Origin of the sequence: [Clostridium] scindens, assembly GCF_019597925.1 — a bacterium.
Taxonomy (GTDB): Bacteria; Bacillota; Clostridia; order Lachnospirales; family Lachnospiraceae; genus Clostridium_AP.
Genome location: NZ_CP080442.1, coordinates 1,530,264 through 1,546,721 on the forward strand (window position 1 = coordinate 1,530,264; position 16,458 = coordinate 1,546,721).

At 43.2% G+C, this 16,458-nt stretch carries 19 protein-coding genes; 13 read left to right on the forward strand and 6 right to left on the reverse strand.

Going from position 1 to position 16,458, the window contains the following annotated elements; all coding sequences use genetic code 11:
• The first annotated feature begins 130 nt into the window (after positions 1 to 130).
• Both K0036_RS07380 and pcrA read left to right on the forward strand, forming a co-directional pair.
• Positions 131 to 529 (forward strand): DUF3783 domain-containing protein, encoded by a 399-nt coding sequence (locus tag K0036_RS07380; RefSeq protein WP_025644023.1) that lies wholly within the window; start codon positions 131 to 133, stop codon positions 527 to 529.
• The gene (pcrA, locus tag K0036_RS07385; protein ID WP_025644021.1) at positions 526 to 2,757 is read left to right on the forward strand and encodes a DNA helicase PcrA; all 2,232 of its coding nucleotides are present in this window, start codon (positions 526 to 528) and stop codon (positions 2,755 to 2,757) included. Before K0036_RS07380 ends, pcrA begins: the two co-directional genes overlap by 4 nt.
• Positions 2,758 to 2,864: 107 nt before the next feature.
• Here pcrA and K0036_RS07390 read toward each other — a convergent pair whose 3' ends face one another.
• Positions 2,865 to 3,485: a TlpA family protein disulfide reductase gene (locus tag K0036_RS07390; protein ID WP_220431058.1), complete on the reverse strand. Its 621-nt coding sequence runs from the start codon at positions 3,483 to 3,485 to the stop codon at positions 2,865 to 2,867.
• Between the two features lie 207 nt (positions 3,486 to 3,692).
• On the opposite strand from K0036_RS07390, the gene K0036_RS07395 reads away from it, so the two are divergent.
• The 4 genes from K0036_RS07395 to K0036_RS07410 all read left to right on the forward strand — a co-directional run bounded on the left by K0036_RS07395 (position 3,693) and on the right by K0036_RS07410 (position 7,048).
• Positions 3,693 to 3,935 (forward strand): hypothetical protein, encoded by a 243-nt coding sequence (locus tag K0036_RS07395; protein ID WP_004607694.1) that lies wholly within the window; start codon positions 3,693 to 3,695, stop codon positions 3,933 to 3,935.
• A gap of 104 nt (positions 3,936 to 4,039) precedes the next feature.
• Positions 4,040 to 4,975, forward strand: a complete 936-nt coding sequence (locus K0036_RS07400) for an NYN domain-containing protein (RefSeq protein WP_025644016.1) — start codon at positions 4,040 to 4,042, stop codon at positions 4,973 to 4,975.
• A 20-nt stretch (positions 4,976 to 4,995) separates the two neighbouring features.
• On the forward strand, positions 4,996 to 6,645 hold the full coding sequence (gene rlmD / locus K0036_RS07405; protein WP_220431059.1) for a 23S rRNA (uracil(1939)-C(5))-methyltransferase RlmD: 1,650 nt from the start codon (positions 4,996 to 4,998) through the stop codon (positions 6,643 to 6,645).
• 31 nt (positions 6,646 to 6,676) lie between these two features.
• Positions 6,677 to 7,048 carry a TnpV protein gene (locus K0036_RS07410; protein WP_008689726.1) on the forward strand — a complete coding sequence of 124 codons (372 nt, stop codon included), beginning with the start codon at positions 6,677 to 6,679 and terminating at the stop codon, positions 7,046 to 7,048.
• A gap of 77 nt (positions 7,049 to 7,125) precedes the next feature.
• On the opposite strand, the gene mobQ is transcribed toward K0036_RS07410, so the two are convergent.
• From mobQ to K0036_RS07430, 4 genes are all read right to left on the reverse strand, one after another.
• Positions 7,126 to 8,835, reverse strand: coding sequence for a MobQ family relaxase (gene mobQ, locus K0036_RS07415; protein WP_009243499.1), 1,710 nt, complete (start codon positions 8,833 to 8,835; stop codon positions 7,126 to 7,128).
• Positions 8,836 to 8,983: 148 nt separating this feature from the next.
• Positions 8,984 to 9,205, reverse strand: coding sequence for a hypothetical protein (locus K0036_RS07420; RefSeq protein ID WP_008689723.1), 222 nt, complete (start codon positions 9,203 to 9,205; stop codon positions 8,984 to 8,986).
• Positions 9,206 to 9,245: 40 nt separating this feature from the next.
• The gene (locus K0036_RS07425; RefSeq protein WP_008689722.1) at positions 9,246 to 10,076 is read right to left on the reverse strand and encodes an ATP-binding protein; all 831 of its coding nucleotides are present in this window, start codon (positions 10,074 to 10,076) and stop codon (positions 9,246 to 9,248) included.
• On the reverse strand, positions 10,073 to 10,576 hold the full coding sequence (locus K0036_RS07430) for a replication initiator protein A (RefSeq protein WP_008689721.1): 504 nt from the start codon (positions 10,574 to 10,576) through the stop codon (positions 10,073 to 10,075). Before K0036_RS07430 ends, K0036_RS07425 begins: the two co-directional genes overlap by 4 nt.
• 531 nt (positions 10,577 to 11,107) lie before the next feature.
• Here K0036_RS07430 and K0036_RS07435 point away from each other — a divergent pair.
• From K0036_RS07435 to K0036_RS07455, 5 genes are all read left to right on the forward strand, one after another.
• Entirely contained in the window at positions 11,108 to 11,659 is a 552-nt protein-coding gene (locus K0036_RS07435; protein ID WP_008689720.1) for a DUF3793 family protein, read from the forward strand.
• Positions 11,660 to 11,689: 30 nt separating this feature from the next.
• Positions 11,690 to 12,112, forward strand: a complete 423-nt coding sequence (locus tag K0036_RS07440; RefSeq protein ID WP_008689719.1) for a flavodoxin — start codon at positions 11,690 to 11,692, stop codon at positions 12,110 to 12,112.
• 157 nt (positions 12,113 to 12,269) lie between these two features.
• Positions 12,270 to 12,551, forward strand: a complete 282-nt coding sequence (locus K0036_RS07445; protein WP_008689718.1) for a DUF2325 domain-containing protein — start codon at positions 12,270 to 12,272, stop codon at positions 12,549 to 12,551.
• Between the two features lie 61 nt (positions 12,552 to 12,612).
• Positions 12,613 to 13,224, forward strand: coding sequence for a class I SAM-dependent methyltransferase (locus K0036_RS07450; RefSeq protein WP_008689717.1), 612 nt, complete (start codon positions 12,613 to 12,615; stop codon positions 13,222 to 13,224).
• A complete protein-coding gene (locus K0036_RS07455; RefSeq protein WP_008978798.1) occupies positions 13,221 to 13,415 on the forward strand; it encodes a hypothetical protein in 195 nt (64 codons plus the stop codon). The genes K0036_RS07450 and K0036_RS07455 overlap by 4 nt, the downstream gene beginning before the upstream one ends.
• Positions 13,416 to 13,512: 97 nt before the next feature.
• Here K0036_RS07455 and K0036_RS07460 read toward each other — a convergent pair whose 3' ends face one another.
• The gene (locus tag K0036_RS07460) at positions 13,513 to 13,872 is read right to left on the reverse strand and encodes a metal-dependent transcriptional regulator (protein WP_008689715.1); all 360 of its coding nucleotides are present in this window, start codon (positions 13,870 to 13,872) and stop codon (positions 13,513 to 13,515) included.
• Positions 13,873 to 14,109: 237 nt separating this feature from the next.
• Here K0036_RS07460 and K0036_RS07465 point away from each other — a divergent pair, with 237 nt between their 5' ends.
• Together K0036_RS07465 and feoB are read left to right on the forward strand one after the other, a co-directional pair.
• Entirely contained in the window at positions 14,110 to 14,322 is a 213-nt protein-coding gene (locus K0036_RS07465; protein WP_220431060.1) for a FeoA family protein, read from the forward strand.
• A 100-nt stretch (positions 14,323 to 14,422) separates the two neighbouring features.
• A complete protein-coding gene (gene feoB, locus K0036_RS07470; protein WP_008689712.1) occupies positions 14,423 to 16,429 on the forward strand; it encodes a ferrous iron transporter B in 2,007 nt (668 codons plus the stop codon).
• Positions 16,430 to 16,458: the final 29 nt, after the last annotated feature.

The following is a 16,458-nucleotide window of genomic DNA, read 5'->3' on the forward strand; positions in this document are numbered from 1 at the left end:
ACTGTCAAGAGGTGAGTGCTAAATTTTATAAAAAATGAGCGACAGAATTTGCCATCAAATATCTGCCTTGCACTTCTTCTCCAAAAAACTTATAATAGAAACAGACTTTTTGGCGGAGGTGAAAACATAGATGAAATCTACCGTATTATGTTATAATTTGAAAGGCACGAAAAAGGGAAAGCAGATTGCCATGATCTTCGGATTCCTTGGATATAAGATACGCCATGTGGAGAAAGAAGAATATGAGGTTCCCATTGGCGTGCTGGCGGGGGCAAGCAGCCAGGATCAGGAGGCTGCGCAGTATGAAGGAGAAGGATTTCCGGAAGAGATGCTGGTTATGCATGCCGCGACAGAGGACATGCTAGACAAGGCGTTATTCCTGATGAAGAAGGAGAAGGTACAGGTAGGCCTGAAAGCCATGGTGACTGAGACCAACCAGGAATGGACATCTCTTGCGCTTCATGATGAGATACAGAAAGAGCATGAGTATATGAAACAGAGGAAGGAAGAAAGGAAACAGGAAGATTGAGTATATACGATACATTGAATGAACAGCAGAAAGAGGCGGTGCTTCATACAGAAGGCCCGCTTCTGATACTTGCCGGGGCAGGCTCGGGAAAGACCAGGGTGCTGACCCACAGGATCGCATATCTGATAGAAGAGCAGGGAGTAAATCCCTGGAATATACTGGCCATAACCTTTACCAATAAGGCGGCAGGAGAGATGAGGGAGCGTGTGGACAAACTGGTAGGATTCGGGGCGGAGAGCATCTGGGTCAGCACGTTCCATTCCACTTGCGTGCGGATCCTTCGAAGACACATCGATCTGTTGGGCTATGATAATAACTTTACCATCTATGACAGCGATGACCAGAAGACGCTGATGAAAGACGTATGCAAGCTGCTTCAGATTGATACGAAGATTTTTAAGGAAAGGGCTTTGCTTGGCACCATCTCTCATGCCAAGGATGAACTGATCACGCCGGAAGAATTCCGGATCCGTGCAGAGGGCGATTTCAGCCAGAAGAAGATCGCGGAGGTGTATGAGGAATATGAGAAGCAGTTGAGGGCCAATAATGCCCTGGATTTTGATGACCTTCTTGTTAAGACGGTGCAACTTTTCCAGACGCAGGCAGATGTGCTGGAGTATTACCAGGAACGCTTCCGTTATATCATGGTGGATGAGTATCAGGATACGAATACGGTCCAGTTCGAACTGATCCGGCTGCTGGCTTCCAAGTACCGAAACCTGTGCGTAGTAGGTGATGATGACCAGTCTATCTATAAGTTCCGGGGAGCCAATATCAAGAATATCCTGAATTTTGAGCATGTGTTCGAGGATGCCAAAGTGATCAAGCTGGAGCAGAACTATCGCTCTACCAGCAACATCCTGAATGCTGCCAATGCAGTCATCCGCAATAACCGCGGTCGTAAGGATAAGACCTTGTGGACGGACAACGGGGACGGCGAGAAGTTGGAATTCCGCCAGTTCGATACCGCATACGACGAAGCGGAATATATTGTGGGAGATATCCGGGAACATGTGGACCGGGGCGAATGTACATACAATGACAATGCCATCTTATATAGGACAAATGCGCAGTCCCGTATCTTTGAAGAAAAGTTCGTGACTGCCAATATTCCTTACAAGATCGTGGGCGGCGTCAACTTCTACGCAAGAAGAGAGATCAAAGACTTGCTGTCCTATCTGAAGACGGTAGATAACGGCCAGGATGACCTGGCAGTGCGCCGGATTATCAATGTACCCAAGAGGGGAATCGGTCTTACCAGCATCAACCGGGTGCAGGAATACGCCGTCCGGCATGAGGTGGGATTCTATGAGGCTCTGCGGGCTGTGGATCTGATTCCCAACATTGGCAGAGGGGCGTCAAAACTGGAGTCCTTCGTGGCGCTGATTGAGCATTTCAAGACGGATGCGCAGGAGATGAGCATTTCCGGACTGATGAAAGAAATAATTGAAGAGACCGGCTATGTAGAAAGCCTGGAGGCTGAAGACAGTGAAGAAGCGGAGGCAAGGATCGAGAACATCGACGAGTTGATGAGCAAGATCGTGGCCTATGAGGATGCCTGCGAGGAAATGAATGAACCGCCCACTTTGAGTGGATTTCTGGAGGAAGTTGCCTTGGTGGCGGATATCGACAGCCTGGATGAGAACAGCGACTATGTGGTGCTGATGACTCTGCACAGCGCAAAAGGGCTGGAGTTCCCGCATGTATATCTGGCAGGGCTGGAAGACGGAATATTTCCAAGTTATATGACCATTACGGCAGATGACCCGGAAGAAGTGGAAGAGGAGCGAAGGCTCTGCTATGTGGGAATTACCAGGGCAGAGAAGGCGCTGACGCTGACCTGCGCAAGGCGGCGGATGATCCGGGGGGAGACGCAGTATAACAAGATGTCCCGTTTCCTAAAAGAAATACCCATGGAACTATTGTCCACAGGGGCAGTCTTTGAAAAGGAAAAAGAAGAACCTGCCAAGCAGGCAGCGTATATGCAGGCCAGGCAGGCATTTCGGACGAAGGCATTTGCAGCGCCTAAGCCAGCCAGGCAGTTTGGCACTCCAGCCGGAGACGGGCCCGGGTATGGCGTAGGCGACCGGGTGCGGCATATGAAGTTCGGGGAAGGAACGGTAACGGCGATCGTGGAAGGCGGAAGAGACTATGAAGTGACGGTTGATTTCGACGGGCCGGGGACGAAGAAGATGTTTGCGACATTTGCAAGATTACAGAAAGTATAGATAGAAAAGATGAAGGCGGTGCCGCTCTGGAGGAGACGGCATCGCCTTTTCTTTAATAGCGCATATCTATATAACATTGTAACAGCATCCTGCTGCTATCTGGGGCCTCAGCCAAAGGAAGAGTCTGCCGGATGATCTCCAACACAGACTTTCTGGTGATAGTTCTCTATCTCGGATTTCCATTGAAGGGCATCCTGGCTGCCGCTTTCCATCTGGCCCAGGACATTTCCCTTACGGTCAATAAAAATGGTGGATGGAAGAGGGCCCAGATCCTTTAAGTATAACTGGCTGAATTCCTCAGAATCCAGCAATTGGGTATAGTTGATGCCTGCGCTGTTTACGACGGCAAGGGAATCTGCATCCTTTACGTCGGTGACGCCCTGAATCAGTCCTAATATCTGGACGCCCCTACCGGCATATTCCTGGCTCAGCGACTCCAGTATCCCCATTTCTTTTTCGCAGGAGGTGCAGGAAGAATTCCACACATTTATAACGGTTAGTTCTGATTGCGTGAAAAGGCTCTTGGAATCCATTTCATATCCGCTCAAGGTCTTCAATTTTATGTTATCGGAGTCCTTTTCCTGGGTCTTCTGCTGCGTGTCGCTTTTTGTGGCGCCACTTGCAGGCGCTTTTTTATTGTCGGTGTCGGTTTTCGCACTGCAGGCCGCAGTGAAGATGATTGTCGCCATGAAAATAGGGAAAAGCAGCCTTTTCGTTGTTTTTTTCATTCATACACGTCCTTTCTGTTAGTGGAAATGTTACAGTTATACTGTAATAATAGCAGTTACAGAATGAAATGTCAATAGGATTTTGAGAAAGTATGTGTCGGATAAAAAATGTTGATTTTGGTATAAATATATAGTAATCTCAAAATGATAGTGTTATAATAAATACAATATTTGAACTTGCTATGATAGCAGAAAGGATGTGGGAGCATGAGTAAAGTAGAGGATATCATTGCAGCAACAAAATTAAGCGAGCTGGTGAATAAAAAGGAAGAAGACAGCCATTGCAAGACTGTTCTTTGGATTTTGGCAATCGTAGGAGCAGTTGCTGGAATTGCAGCGATTGCTTACGCCGTATATTGTTTCTTTACACCGGATTATCTGGAAGATTTTGAAGAAGACTTTGAAGATGATTTCGACGATGATTTTTTCAATGATGATGATCAGGTATAAGGGTTAACGGAATAGTCTGAGAACGCAATAGAGGAAGCAGGTTGGAAGCCTAACTGGTGTATAGAAGGGCCTCTTGCCTGCTTTTATCTTGGAAGGAGAAGAAGATGGACGAGCAGTGTTATGCACTATTGATAGATGCGGACAACGTATCTGCCAAGTATATCAAGCCTATATTGACGGAGTTGTCTAAATATGGGGTTATCACATACAAAAGGATATATGGAGACTGGACGAGCACGCAGAATTCCAGCTGGAAAGACGAACTGCTGACCAATTCCATAACGCCAATCCAGCAATTCAGCTATACACAAGGAAAAAATGCGACAGATTCCGCTATGATTATAGATGCCATGGATATTTTGTATACGAATGATGTGGATGGATTCTGCATCGTATCCAGCGACAGCGACTTTACCCGGCTGGTAAGCCGTATCAGAGAGAGCGGAAAGATGGTGATCGGCATGGGCGAGAATAAGACGCCGGAGCCATTCAGAAAGGCATGTGATAAATTCACGATTCTCGAGAACCTGCTAAATGAGCAGGAGCCGGGAAGCCCGAAGACTGAGGATACCCAGGATACGCTTGGCAGGGAGAAGATTGAGATTGAAGACGCGATCATCAAGATGATCATTGAGAACCAGGACAGCAATAAGGCTACCGGCCTGGGCGAGGTGGGAAGCCGCCTGGTCAGCCTGTATCCGGACTTTGACGTTCGTAGCTACGGCTATAATATGCTGTCAAAGTTCCTGGAGGAATTCACCAGAATCCAGTTGGTCAAGCATGGAAATATCGTGTCCGTAGCCTTGCGGGAAGACTGGGGTATGAAAGAAGACATTGACGGATATGTGGTTTATATCGTAAAGAGGGCTGGAAAAGACGGCATAGAACTCAGCACCCTCGGCAATAAAGTGTATGAAAAATATAAGGATTTTAAGATCAGCGATTATGGATATGCCCAGCTGAATCAGTATGTTAAGAGTATAGAACATATTAAGGTGGAACAGGTTGGCACCATATTGAAGGCAAAATATATCAAGTAAGCATAGAGGAGAATTACGACATGAAAAAAGGGCAGGTATACGAAGGAATCATTGAATCAGTAGACTTTCCAAATAAGGGAAAGGTATTCCTACCTGAAGAAGACAGATATGTAATTGTAAAAAATGGAATTCCGGGTCAGAAGGTCCGTTTTTCCGTCAATAAGATAAGAAATGGAAAGGCAGAAGGAAGGCTGCTGGAAGTGCTGGAGCCTTCGTCTTTGGAGATTGCTTCCTCTTGTCCTCATTTTGGACAATGCGGAGGGTGTACTTACCAGAATCTTCCCTATGAAGAGCAGCTTAAGATGAAAGAAGCACAGGTGAAGGCCATGATGGATAAGGCAGTAGATGGGGCTTACTGCTGGGAAGGGATCATGCCGAGCCCTGTGAAGGAGGCCTACCGCAACAAGATGGAATTCTCGTTCGGCGACGAGTATAAGGATGGCCCGCTGGCTCTGGGAATGCATAAAAGAGGCAGTTTCCATGATATTGTGAATGTAACGGACTGCCGAATCGTGGATGAAGACTATCGGAAAATACTGGCATGTACCCTGGATTTTGCCAGGGAGACCGGACTTCCTTATTATCACCGCATGCGCCATGTGGGATATTTCCGTCATCTGCTGGTCAGAAAGGCCGTAAAGACCGGGGAGATTCTGATTGATATCGTGACAACGACAGAACATGACTTCATTGAAGGAGCAGGAGGAAAGCAGTGGGTCAGCCAGTTGCTTGCGCTTGAACTGGATGGAAAGATTGCCGGCATACTGCATACGAAGAACGATAGCCTGGCGGACGTGGTAAAGGATGATGGGACCGAGATTCTGTACGGGCAGGACTTTTTCTATGAGGAATTGCTGGGACTGAAATTCAAGATCACGCCATTTTCCTTCTTCCAGACCAATTCCCTTGGGGCGGAGGTTCTATATGAGAAGACCAGGGAGTATATCGGAGAGACCAAAGACAAGGTTCTCTTTGATCTGTACAGCGGGACAGGTACTATTGCCCAGATTGTGGCTCCTGTGGCAAAGAAGGTGGTAGGCGTGGAGATCGTCGAGGAGGCTGTGGAGGCTGCAAGGGAAAATGCGGCGCTCAATGGCCTGGATAACTGTACCTTTTGGTCAGGCGATGTCCTGAAAGTCATCGACGAACTGGGCGAAGTGCCGGATCTGATCATTCTTGACCCGCCAAGAGACGGCGTACATCCCAAGGCGCTTGAGAAGATAACGAACTTTGGCGTGGAACGGATGGTGTATATTGCATGCAAGCCTACCAGCCTGACGAGGGATCTGGAGATGCTGCAAGGAAGAGGCTACCGGGTGGAACGGATAGGATGCGTGGATCTCTTTCCTGGGACGGTGCATGTTGAGACGGTTGTTCTTTTGTCCCAACAAAAACCAGATGACACGATAGAGATCGACTTAGACCTGGACGAGCTGGATGCCACCAGTGCCGAGTTGAAAGCAACCTATCAGGAAATCAAAGATTATGTGCTGAAAGAATTTGGCTTGAAGGTTTCAAGTTTATATATTTCTCAGGTAAAACGCAAATGTGGAATTGAAGTGGGAGAAAACTATAATCTTCCAAAATCAGAAAATGCAAGAGTTCCACAATGCCCGAAAGAGAAAGAAGATGCTATCAAGGCTGCCCTGAAATATTATGCGATGATCTAAGGACATCGCTGATTTCAAGGAGGAATAACACATGAAAAGCACATTTGAAAAAATGGGTGGAACCTACACACTTGGCGCAGACGGAATTTACTATCCGAATCTTGTCAGTACAGATGAAGAACCGCATTATGGGAAATACGGAATGTTGCGGAAAACATATCTGAAAGAGCATCGTCCGGCAATGTATTCACTGTATATGTTGGAAGACAGATTGACAGAACATCTGAATGCGGTGGACGATGAAACACAGGAGAAAATGGATATTCTGGTGAGTCAGATGATGGAGAAGCAGGGCATTACGGAAGAATTGAAAGCTCGTGACCAGATGGAATGGGTTAGAGCGGTAAATAATGTCCGGAATGCTGCAGAAGAGATTGTGTTGAAAGAATTGATTTACAGGTAAACAAAGGGCTGAACAGGTAGGACGAAAAATCCTATTTGTTCAGCTCTTGTGTTTATAATGGGCAAAGAAGAACCAAATTATAATTCCATATCATACGACCTTTTCTTAGTTCGAGCAGGCTGATTTCGCCGTATTTCCTGTTTCCTCTGATATTCAAGTTCCCAGGCACGATGGGAAAAAACATCAGGATCTTCCACATTGAGATAATCTACCTCATTGGCTGCAATATCACGGCGGTGATAGTCATAATACTTACCAAAAGTACCTTTGAGCTGTTCGATCAGCTTATCCCGAAAATCAGGACGTATCTGGATTCGGGTGTCCAGCAATTCTGTATACTGTTCTGGTTCAGGACGAAATTTTTCTTCCCGGAAAGCGGCGGCGTCTTTTTCAAGCTGCTTTTTGAGCGAGGTGTCCTGAGAATACAGGATATCCAGATTTTTATTCATCTGGTCATATTTCTTGGATAGATTCGTCATATCTTTATTGGTAGAGCATTCTGCCTGGAAGATTAGCTGCTCTTTCCTTGATTTCAGTTCTTCGATTTCTTCGGTAATAGTGGTAAGCTGCTGATTTAATTTTATATGCCGGATGGGATTCAAAATACTGGTTTTATCCTTTTGCACATTCAGTTCTTTCCGTTCCGTAACTTTAGCTTTGAGTTCCTTTTTAACTGTGTTGTATTTATTCAGTATTGGATTGAAATGATTCATCCAGTCATGGATCACTTCTTTTTGCATCTCATTATGAAGTAAATGATACTGTATAAAAATCATATGATTGCGGATCGCTTCTAACGTTTCAGCTATTATTGGAATAGACTTTTCTACAGCTTCAGCCAGTTTTGCTACCTTTGCTTTTAATTCTCGGAGCATTTTGTTATCCGCACGAATCTGACGGTTGATTTCACAGCGGTCTGCTATCATGCCTTTCTTTTCCATATTCTGGGCAATGTAGCCTTCATGGATGGTTGGCTGTTCGGTGATTCCCTGATCTGCAAAGCTGCGGTGATCAATGGTAGCATTTATCTGATTACGTGCAAGCATTTTATTTACGGCATCTGCCCAGTTTGCCCGCCAGATACAAAGTTGTTCATCACTGTTCCATTGTTGGGAAATAGGATTCTGTCTGCCATATCGGCTGCTCTTGGGGTGTTTATCAATTCGTTCATATCCTTTTTCCTGTGCAACAGAAGAAGTCAGATATTCTTTCTTTTTCCCAACTTTATAGCGATATTGCTTTTCCCATCCCTGTTTCTGAGCAGTTTTAAATTCAGAAGCAGTAAACCCTTTTTCTTCCCCATCTTTGATACAGAGATATTCTTTTTCTGTTTTATACTGCCATGTTCCATTTTCATTTAATGGTCGGACAGTAAGAAGAATGTGTGCATGGGGATTGTGACCATCTGTATCGTGAATGGCAAAATCAGCACACATCCCCATATCTACAAAATTTTTTTTAATAAAATCTTGAAGAAGAGAAATATTGCTGTCTTTATCCAACTCAACGGGGAGTGCGACAACAAATTCTCTTGCAAGTCGGCTGTCTTTGGTCTTTTCGTTTTCTTCCACAGCATTCCAGAGTTGTTCCCGGTCATTCCATTCCAATGGAGCCATTGGAGGAAGCATCACCTCCTGATAGATCAGCCCCTGCTTTCTGGTATAGTCATGCTGGATGCCGTCATAATCATTGTACATGCGGCTACAGCTCATATAAGCAGAAGCAGCAACAGCAGACCGACCGGAACCGCGGCTGACGACTTTGGCTTGCATATGATAAATTGCCATATCTGGCACCTCCTTTCGATGTTGCCTGCAACAGCGGATAAAGCCCTCGGCAGAGCGCACGAGCCCCGAAGGGGATACCACTGCCTGATTTATCAGGTGGTGAGTAAGTGCGCCCTTCGGGATGAGAAATTGCTGGTGTCAACTAGTGTCAGATTCTTTTGAAACGGTTTAACAATTCCTGTCTGATCTGCGACGGCTCCATTGTCTGGAATTCCGGGAAGATGCTCTCCAAAACGGCACCCTCCTGAATCAGCCTGCGTGTCCGGGCATTTCGCTCTTTCACACGGTTCCGTGCCTGTGCTTCCTCTGCTCTGTGTCTTGCCTGTAATAATTCTTTTCTGATTTCTGTTTGTGTTTTTTTATCTGTCATATTGGCCTCCTTTCTTCTATGACCGTTTCCGGTCAGATTTTTAAGCAAGTAGTTTTCGGGCTTCTGACATATTAGCTACAGCGTTCAGTTCCCGGATATTCTGGTTGTTGATCTTTAGTGGGACACAACGCTCCAGAATCCGGTCATAGATCCTGCTGTGTGCTAAATCTTCCGGATGTTTTAATTCTTCCAACGTCAGATTTGTTGTAATGATCATAGGTTTCATACTGCGGTAACGGCTGTCGATTACATGGAAGACCTGTTCTAAAGCAAATTCGGAATTTCGTTCCACACCCAAATCATCAATGATCAGCAGGCTGTACTGATTTAAACTATTGATAAATTCATTCCGATCCTGCGGATATATTCCGGTCAGAGAATTTAAGATTTTGGCGAAGTTCGTCATGAGTACGGGAACCCCTTTATCTAGCAGAGCGTTTGCAACACAGCCTGCAAAAAAGGATTTCCCAGTGCCGACATCACCCCAGAGCAGCAGCCCCATGGCCTTGGATTTTATTTCCTCCCAGTGAGTAACATAATTTTTTGCCTTTTCAATTTCCGGGTTGATACCGTTATCGTGAGCAAAAGTGAATTCTCTTAAAGCCGGGTCTTGCAGACCGCTGGATTTCAGCCGGGAGATGTGTTCTAGAAATTCCTGGTGTTTTCGTTTTGCTTCTTCTTTTTCATATTGTTCCTGCTGGCATTGGCAGCGGATGATCGGAAACATGATTTTTCCTAAAAATTCTATCTTTTTCTGCCGTGGGGTGTGGCACTTGGAACAGTAGATCAGACCGTCCGTTTCGCTGATATATTCATCTTCTAAAGGCTGCCGGGGAGAAAGGTTCGGCAGTAGGTTTTGTGGTTTTATCATAGGCTTTCATCCTCCTTACATTCATAATGGCGTTTTACTGAATCATTATTTTTCTTCTCTTTATTATTAGGGGACAGTTTTCTGACTGTCTGGCGGACAGAATTCTGTCTGTCAAAGGGACGGTTTTCTGACTGTCTAACAGACAGTTTTTCTTCTGTCTGTGTTGAAAAATCAGCCGGGACTTTTACATAAATCCGGTTGGGATTCCCGGTTCCCTGACGAGCACGACAGATAAGGTCTACTTGTTCCAAAGCACTCAGAGATGTTTTGATGGTTGTCTGGCTTTTGCGAAGTGTTGCTGCCATATCTTCAATGGTGAAATAGGAGAACACATGACCTTTTTTATCAATCCAGCCGTCATTTTTTTGTGATAATCTTGCCCGGTTTAAAAGCACCATATAGAGCAGTTTTGTGGTTTCGGAGAAATCACAGTCCAGAAGAAAACTGGGAAATGCCATATATGGCGGTAGAGTACTGTTTGCAGTAAGAAAGGTTGTCATGCACTCACCTCCCCTCAGATGACGAACACTTATCTATTGCAGTATTTTTCATCTGTAACAGGACTTCCTCTTTGTGTTTTCATAAAAATCCTCCTTTCCGATAATCTTTTGTGCGGATGTTTCGCACAGGATTAGTTTATTGAAAAGAAGGGGGAATGGCATTGAGCCGGGATTGAGTGAGAATTGAGTTACAATGAACTTTCAAATATAAACAGGAATAGTTACAACGAAAAAACGGGTGTATAATCAGGTTAGTAAATATTATTTATTAATCACATCTATTTATGGATTGACAACAGTGAAAAAATAAAGTAAACTAAAGTTAGTTAAAGCTAATTAAAAAACGGCTTATGTTTAGATAATGGGATAGGTTTATAAAATTATAGAAACGTACATCTGATGTTTTTAATGAAAGCAAGGTGTGCATATTTTTTTCACATGAATTAGTTAAAACTAACTATTGATAAAGAAAACTTACTGGGTAGAGTAGATTCATTTTCAGAAAAGATGTTTAAGGAGAAGTGAAAGAAAATGTCAGAGGAAATGTTAGTATGCCATTGTTCACCTACGTTAGCAGGACTGAAAACGGGAAGTCTTTTTTCATGCCCTTATAGTTCACAAAAGATGATTATAAAAGAAATACGTGAATTTAATCAAAAACTGACACAGAAAGGGATCCGGATTATCCCGGTTCGCATATCAGACAAACGGATGCTGGTTTATGTCTATCGTCCAGAAAAGTTAAAAGAAGATTTTTCTGATGAGAAAACTCAGATCATATTGAAATGTAAGGGATATGATTGTACGAATCTATCACAGTGCATCTGCAGACTGATTCAAAAACTGCAGAGTGACCCAGACTTTCCGCATGAAATAGGTTTATTCTTAGGGTATCCGGCAGAGGATGTAAAAGGATTTATTGAGAATAAGGCGGCCTGCAGCAAATGTTCTGGGTGTTGGAAGGTGTACGGGGATGAACAGGCCGCGAGGATTCTGTTTAAAAAATATAAAAAATGCACAGAAATTTATTGCAGGAGATGGAAAAGTGGCGTGGCTGTTGAACAGCTTACGATTACTATATAATCACAAACTTCAGAAAGGAAGGTAAAAATCATGAGTAAAATTGCAGTAGTTTATTGGAGTGGCACAGGAAATACAGAAGCCATGGCAAAGGCAGTACTGGAGGGCGCGAAGGAGAAGGGGGCAGAGGTTGTATTATTAACTCCGGATGAATTTGATGTTTCTATGATGGATTCTTATGATGCGATCGCTTTTGGATGCCCGGCAATGGGAGCAGAAGTATTGGAAGAAGAGGAATTTGAACCGATGTTTGCTTCTTGTGAATCAAAACTTTCAGGAAAAAGAATTGCACTGTTTGGCTCTTATGGCTGGGGAGATGGAGAGTGGATGAGAGACTGGGAGACAAGATGCAAAGAGGCGGGAGCTGTCTTGATTTGTGAAAGCGTGATCTGCAATGAAATGCCCGATGATGAGGGGATTCAATCCTGCAAAGCGTTGGGTGAAAATCTGGATTAATAAATATTGGGGAATGCTGCGAGAAAAGATTTTAATCAGTTAATAGCAGCGTTCCCATAATACGATTTAGAACGCAACCGATGATCAAGAACGGATGATTTTGTAGATATCTGCTATCGGAGCGTTTTATGAATATATTAAAAATGGGAGGTTGGGTATGAGTGTTGTTATTATAGGCGGGCATGATAGAATGGTCTGTCAGTACAAAAAAGTTTGTAAAAGTTTTAATTGTAAAGCGAAAGTCTTTACACAGATGTCTGCAACTTTAAGTAAACAGATTGGGAATCCAGATTTGATTGTACTGTTCACGAATACGGTTTCCCATAAGATGGCCAGGTGTGCAGTGGAGGAGGCGGAACGCTGCAATGCGGATGTAGTGAGATGCCATTCAAGTAGCAAAAATGCGTTACAGGAGATTCTTGGAAGTATCTGTATGTAGCGAAATTTTTTTATATATTAAGAATAGATATTGTTTTGGTGAGTTGATAGAGGTATAGGTTATGTCTTTTTTTCAAAATACTTGTAAGCCAAAAGGAATCGGCGGCAAAATTATGGTTCATATGATGAATACTGGTCATTCATCTATGGCTGAATGGGGATTTACACATATGGAAATTCAAAGCGATAATGTATGTCTGGATATTGGATGTGGCGGTGGGGCAAATGTCAGAAAGTTATTAGAAAAAAGTCCGTATGGCAGAGTGGTTGGCATTGATCATTCAGAAATCAGTGTAGAAAAAAGCAAAAAAATCAATAAAGCAGGGATAGAAAGTAAGCGTTGTGAAATCCTGCAGGGGGATGTCATGAAACTCCCTTTCAGAGGTGAAACTTTCGATGTAATTACTGCATTTGAAACAATATATTTCTGGCCGGATATTAGTGAGGCTTTTAAGAAGGTATATAAAATTTTGAAAATCGGCGGAACGTTTATGATCTGCAATGAATCAAACGGTGAAAATCCAAAGGATGAAAAGTGGACGAAGATAATACAGGGGATGAAGATTTACAATTCTGAGCAAATAGAAAAATCTTTGGAGGATGCCGGTTTTAGAGGAGTAAAAGTAGATAAAACAAAAAAAGGTTGGATTTGTGTGGTGGTAAAAAAGTTATGAAAAGCAAAAGAAAACGATGGTATTTATTGTGGTTTGTAGGCGCAGTAATATGGCTGACTAACTTTTTTGACAGTTTCAGAAAAGATGGGGTTGATTTTGTGGTAAGCATGCAACTTTTAGCCGCAATACTCTTCTTTGCTGCAGGTATTGTTGGGCATATTCGATATAAGAAGCACGATAAAAATCAATAATGCAATACTAAATATGGAAAATGAAAAGATTTTAGAAACCGGGAAAGTATGAAATTCCCGGTTTTAAAATGCCATTCAATTTATAGTGAGAAGAGAGTTATTTGATATGCTTTTTGAGGGCTTCAAAACTTTCAGAACTAATGACATGTTCTATCCTGCATGCATCTTGTGCGGCAATATCCGGATCAACACCAAGACGTTCTAGCCAGGAAGAAAGAAGAACATGGCGTTCATAAATCTGTGTAGCTATTTCTTTTCCAGATTCAGTTAAATTAATATATCCTTCCGGAGATACCGTTATATGTCCGCTTGTACGCAGTTTCTTCATAGCCACACTTACGCTGGGTTTTTTAAAGTCTAATTCTGTAGCGATGTCCACAGAACGAACAACAGGACGTTTTTTGCTTAATATTAAAATAGTTTCCAGATAGTTTTCACCAGACGAATTTATGTGCATAGCTTGTCACCTCCTATATCATTCGGATTCTTTTATAAAAATTGTATAGTTATTGTATCATGATTCATGGTATTCAGCCAGATATATTTATAAAAGAAAAATAAAAAAGTATTAAATAATTATTGACAACTCACCGGGATTAGAATATACTAACAACGTCAAATGAGAAAAAACATCGAATAGCTGTGAGTAAATTTTAAGTATAATTGTAAAAATGACTATAAGGAGCGAGTGGATATGAATTTAACAGAAGCCAAAGAAGGGGAAGAATATATCATTAAGGAAATTTTGACAGATGATGAAGAACTGACCTCTTTTCTGTTTTCTCTTGGCTGTTACAGTGGTGAACCAATTACAGCGGTTTCTCATCTGAAGGGTGGCTGTGTAGTTTCCATTAAGGATGGGCGTTATAATATTGATACTGATCTGGCGAAAGCCATTTCAATATAATAAAAAAATAGTAGTTTCCACTATTTTTTTGCACAAAGGTTAGTGCATACTAATAAAGATAAGATGCGTATAATTAAAGACGTCGAAAAGGAGGAGAATTATGAGGATTGCTTTTGCAGGAAATCCCAACAGTGGAAAGACGACCATGTACAATGCACTTACCGGCAGGAATGAACGTGTCGGGAACTGGGCAGGCGTTACGGTCGAAAGAAAAGAAAGTCCGATCAAGAAAGGTTATTATGACGGGACGGAGGAGTTAGTTGCGGTAGATTTGCCGGGCGCTTATTCTATGTCTCCTTTTACATCGGAAGAAAGCATTACCAGCGGATACGTCAAGAATGAGAATCCGGATGTGATCATCAATATCGTGGATGCTACGAATCTGAGCAGAAGCCTGTTTTTTACCACACAGCTTCTGGAACTTGGGATTCCAGTAGTTGTCGCACTGAATAAGAGCGATATCGTTAATAAGAAACAGACAAAAATTGACGAGAAGATTCTGTCTGAAAAGCTGGGCTGTCCGGTAATCAAGACGATTTCCACTTCTTCCGGACATGAAGGACTCAAAGAGACTGTAAATGCTGCGGCTGCATTAAGAGGAAAAGGTCAGAAAGCACCTTATGTGCAGGGGGATATTGATTTCAAAGATAAAACGGCAGTAGAAGCGGCTGACAGAAAGCGTTTTGAGTTTGTGAATGGAATTGTAAAGCAGGTAGAGAAGAGAAAAGTTTTTACAAAGGATAGAAACGTACAGGATAAGATTGACGGTATCATCACACATAAGATTATCGGTATACCGATTTTCGCAGCAGTTATCTTCCTTGTGTTCTACATATCCCAGACAACGCTCGGTACCTGGATCGCAGACTGGCTGGTGGCATGGATCGAGACTTTCCAGGGATGGGTCGGCGGACTGATGGAAAATGCAAACCCGCTTCTGTATGCACTCCTTGTAGATGGTATCATCGGTGGCGTTGGTGCAGTTGTCGGTTTCCTTCCGCTTGTTATGGTCATGTACTTCTTAATTGCATTATTGGAAGATTGTGGATACATGGCAAGAGCTACAGTAGTTCTGGATCCGATTTTTAAGAGAGTAGGGCTTTCCGGTAAATCTGTCATTCCTATGGTCATTGGTACAGGATGTGCGATTCCGGGCGTTATGGCTTGCCGTACAATCCGTAACGAAAGAGAACGTCGTACCACAGCGATGCTTACACCATTTATGCCATGTGGAGCTAAAATCCCAGTGATTGCTCTTTTTGCAGGTGCATTCTTTGCGGACGCATGGTGGGTTTCAGCAACTATGTATCTGGTGGGTATTCTCTTAGTTTTGCTTGGAGCTTTACTTGTGAAAAAGATTACAGGACAAAAATACAGAAAATCTTTCTTTATTATTGAACTTCCGGAATATAAGTTTCCAAGCTTGAAAAGGGCATGCGGCTCTATGCTGGAGCGAGGAAAAGCATATATCGTAAAAGCAGGAACGATCATTCTGGTATGCAATACGGTGGTACAGATCATGCAGAGCTTTAACTGGCAGTTCCAGCTTGTAGAAGAAGGTGCAGAAGGGACATCTATTTTGGCATCCATTGCCCATCCGTTTGCGATTTTGTTCATACCGCTTGGATTTGGAGTGTGGCAGCTTGCAGCAGCGGCAGTGACAGGTTTTATCGCAAAAGAAAACGTAGTTGGGACGCTTGCAGTAGTTTACGGTATCACAAACTTAATAGATACAGATGAACTGGCGTTGGTTGGAAGTGGGAATGAAGTAGCAACTGTTATGGGACTGACAAAGGTAGCAGCTCTTGCTTATTTGATGTTTAACCTTTACACACCACCTTGTTTTGCAGCTCTTGGAGCGATGAATTCAGAAATGAAGAGTGGAAAATGGCTGCTTGGAGGAATCTGTCTCCAACTTGCAACGGGGTATACCGTAGCTTTTGGTGTATATCAGATTGGTACATTGATCACAACAGGATCTTTTGGCACCGCATTTATTCCGGGACTTATCGCGGTTATTGTATTTGCTTTGATTATTCTCTGGAGAATCCGTAAGTCAGATAAAGAGTTTGCTTCAGAATACAGCCTGCATTCTGTAAAATCATAAAGGATAAAAGTTATAGCAGACGGTGGACA

Coding starts and splice junctions, on each gene's coding strand:
- K0036_RS07380 (WP_025644023.1), top strand. CDS start 131: ATGAAATCTACCGTATTATGTTATAATTTGAAAGGCACGAAAAAGGGA.
- K0036_RS07390 (WP_220431058.1), bottom strand. CDS start 3,485: ATGAAAAAAACAACGAAAAGGCTGCTTTTCCCTATTTTCATGGCGACA.
- K0036_RS07395 (WP_004607694.1), top strand. CDS start 3,693: ATGAGTAAAGTAGAGGATATCATTGCAGCAACAAAATTAAGCGAGCTG.
- K0036_RS07400 (WP_025644016.1), top strand. CDS start 4,040: ATGGACGAGCAGTGTTATGCACTATTGATAGATGCGGACAACGTATCT.
- rlmD (WP_220431059.1), top strand. CDS start 4,996: ATGAAAAAAGGGCAGGTATACGAAGGAATCATTGAATCAGTAGACTTT.
- K0036_RS07410 (WP_008689726.1), top strand. CDS start 6,677: ATGAAAAGCACATTTGAAAAAATGGGTGGAACCTACACACTTGGCGCA.
- mobQ (WP_009243499.1), bottom strand. CDS start 8,835: ATGGCAATTTATCATATGCAAGCCAAAGTCGTCAGCCGCGGTTCCGGT.
- K0036_RS07420 (WP_008689723.1), bottom strand. CDS start 9,205: ATGACAGATAAAAAAACACAAACAGAAATCAGAAAAGAATTATTACAG.
- K0036_RS07425 (WP_008689722.1), bottom strand. CDS start 10,076: ATGATAAAACCACAAAACCTACTGCCGAACCTTTCTCCCCGGCAGCCT.
- K0036_RS07430 (WP_008689721.1), bottom strand. CDS start 10,576: ATGACAACCTTTCTTACTGCAAACAGTACTCTACCGCCATATATGGCA.
- K0036_RS07435 (WP_008689720.1), top strand. CDS start 11,108: ATGTCAGAGGAAATGTTAGTATGCCATTGTTCACCTACGTTAGCAGGA.
- K0036_RS07440 (WP_008689719.1), top strand. CDS start 11,690: ATGAGTAAAATTGCAGTAGTTTATTGGAGTGGCACAGGAAATACAGAA.
- K0036_RS07445 (WP_008689718.1), top strand. CDS start 12,270: ATGAGTGTTGTTATTATAGGCGGGCATGATAGAATGGTCTGTCAGTAC.
- K0036_RS07450 (WP_008689717.1), top strand. CDS start 12,613: ATGTCTTTTTTTCAAAATACTTGTAAGCCAAAAGGAATCGGCGGCAAA.
- K0036_RS07455 (WP_008978798.1), top strand. CDS start 13,221: ATGAAAAGCAAAAGAAAACGATGGTATTTATTGTGGTTTGTAGGCGCA.
- K0036_RS07460 (WP_008689715.1), bottom strand. CDS start 13,872: ATGCACATAAATTCGTCTGGTGAAAACTATCTGGAAACTATTTTAATA.
- K0036_RS07465 (WP_220431060.1), top strand. CDS start 14,110: ATGAATTTAACAGAAGCCAAAGAAGGGGAAGAATATATCATTAAGGAA.
- feoB (WP_008689712.1), top strand. CDS start 14,423: ATGAGGATTGCTTTTGCAGGAAATCCCAACAGTGGAAAGACGACCATG.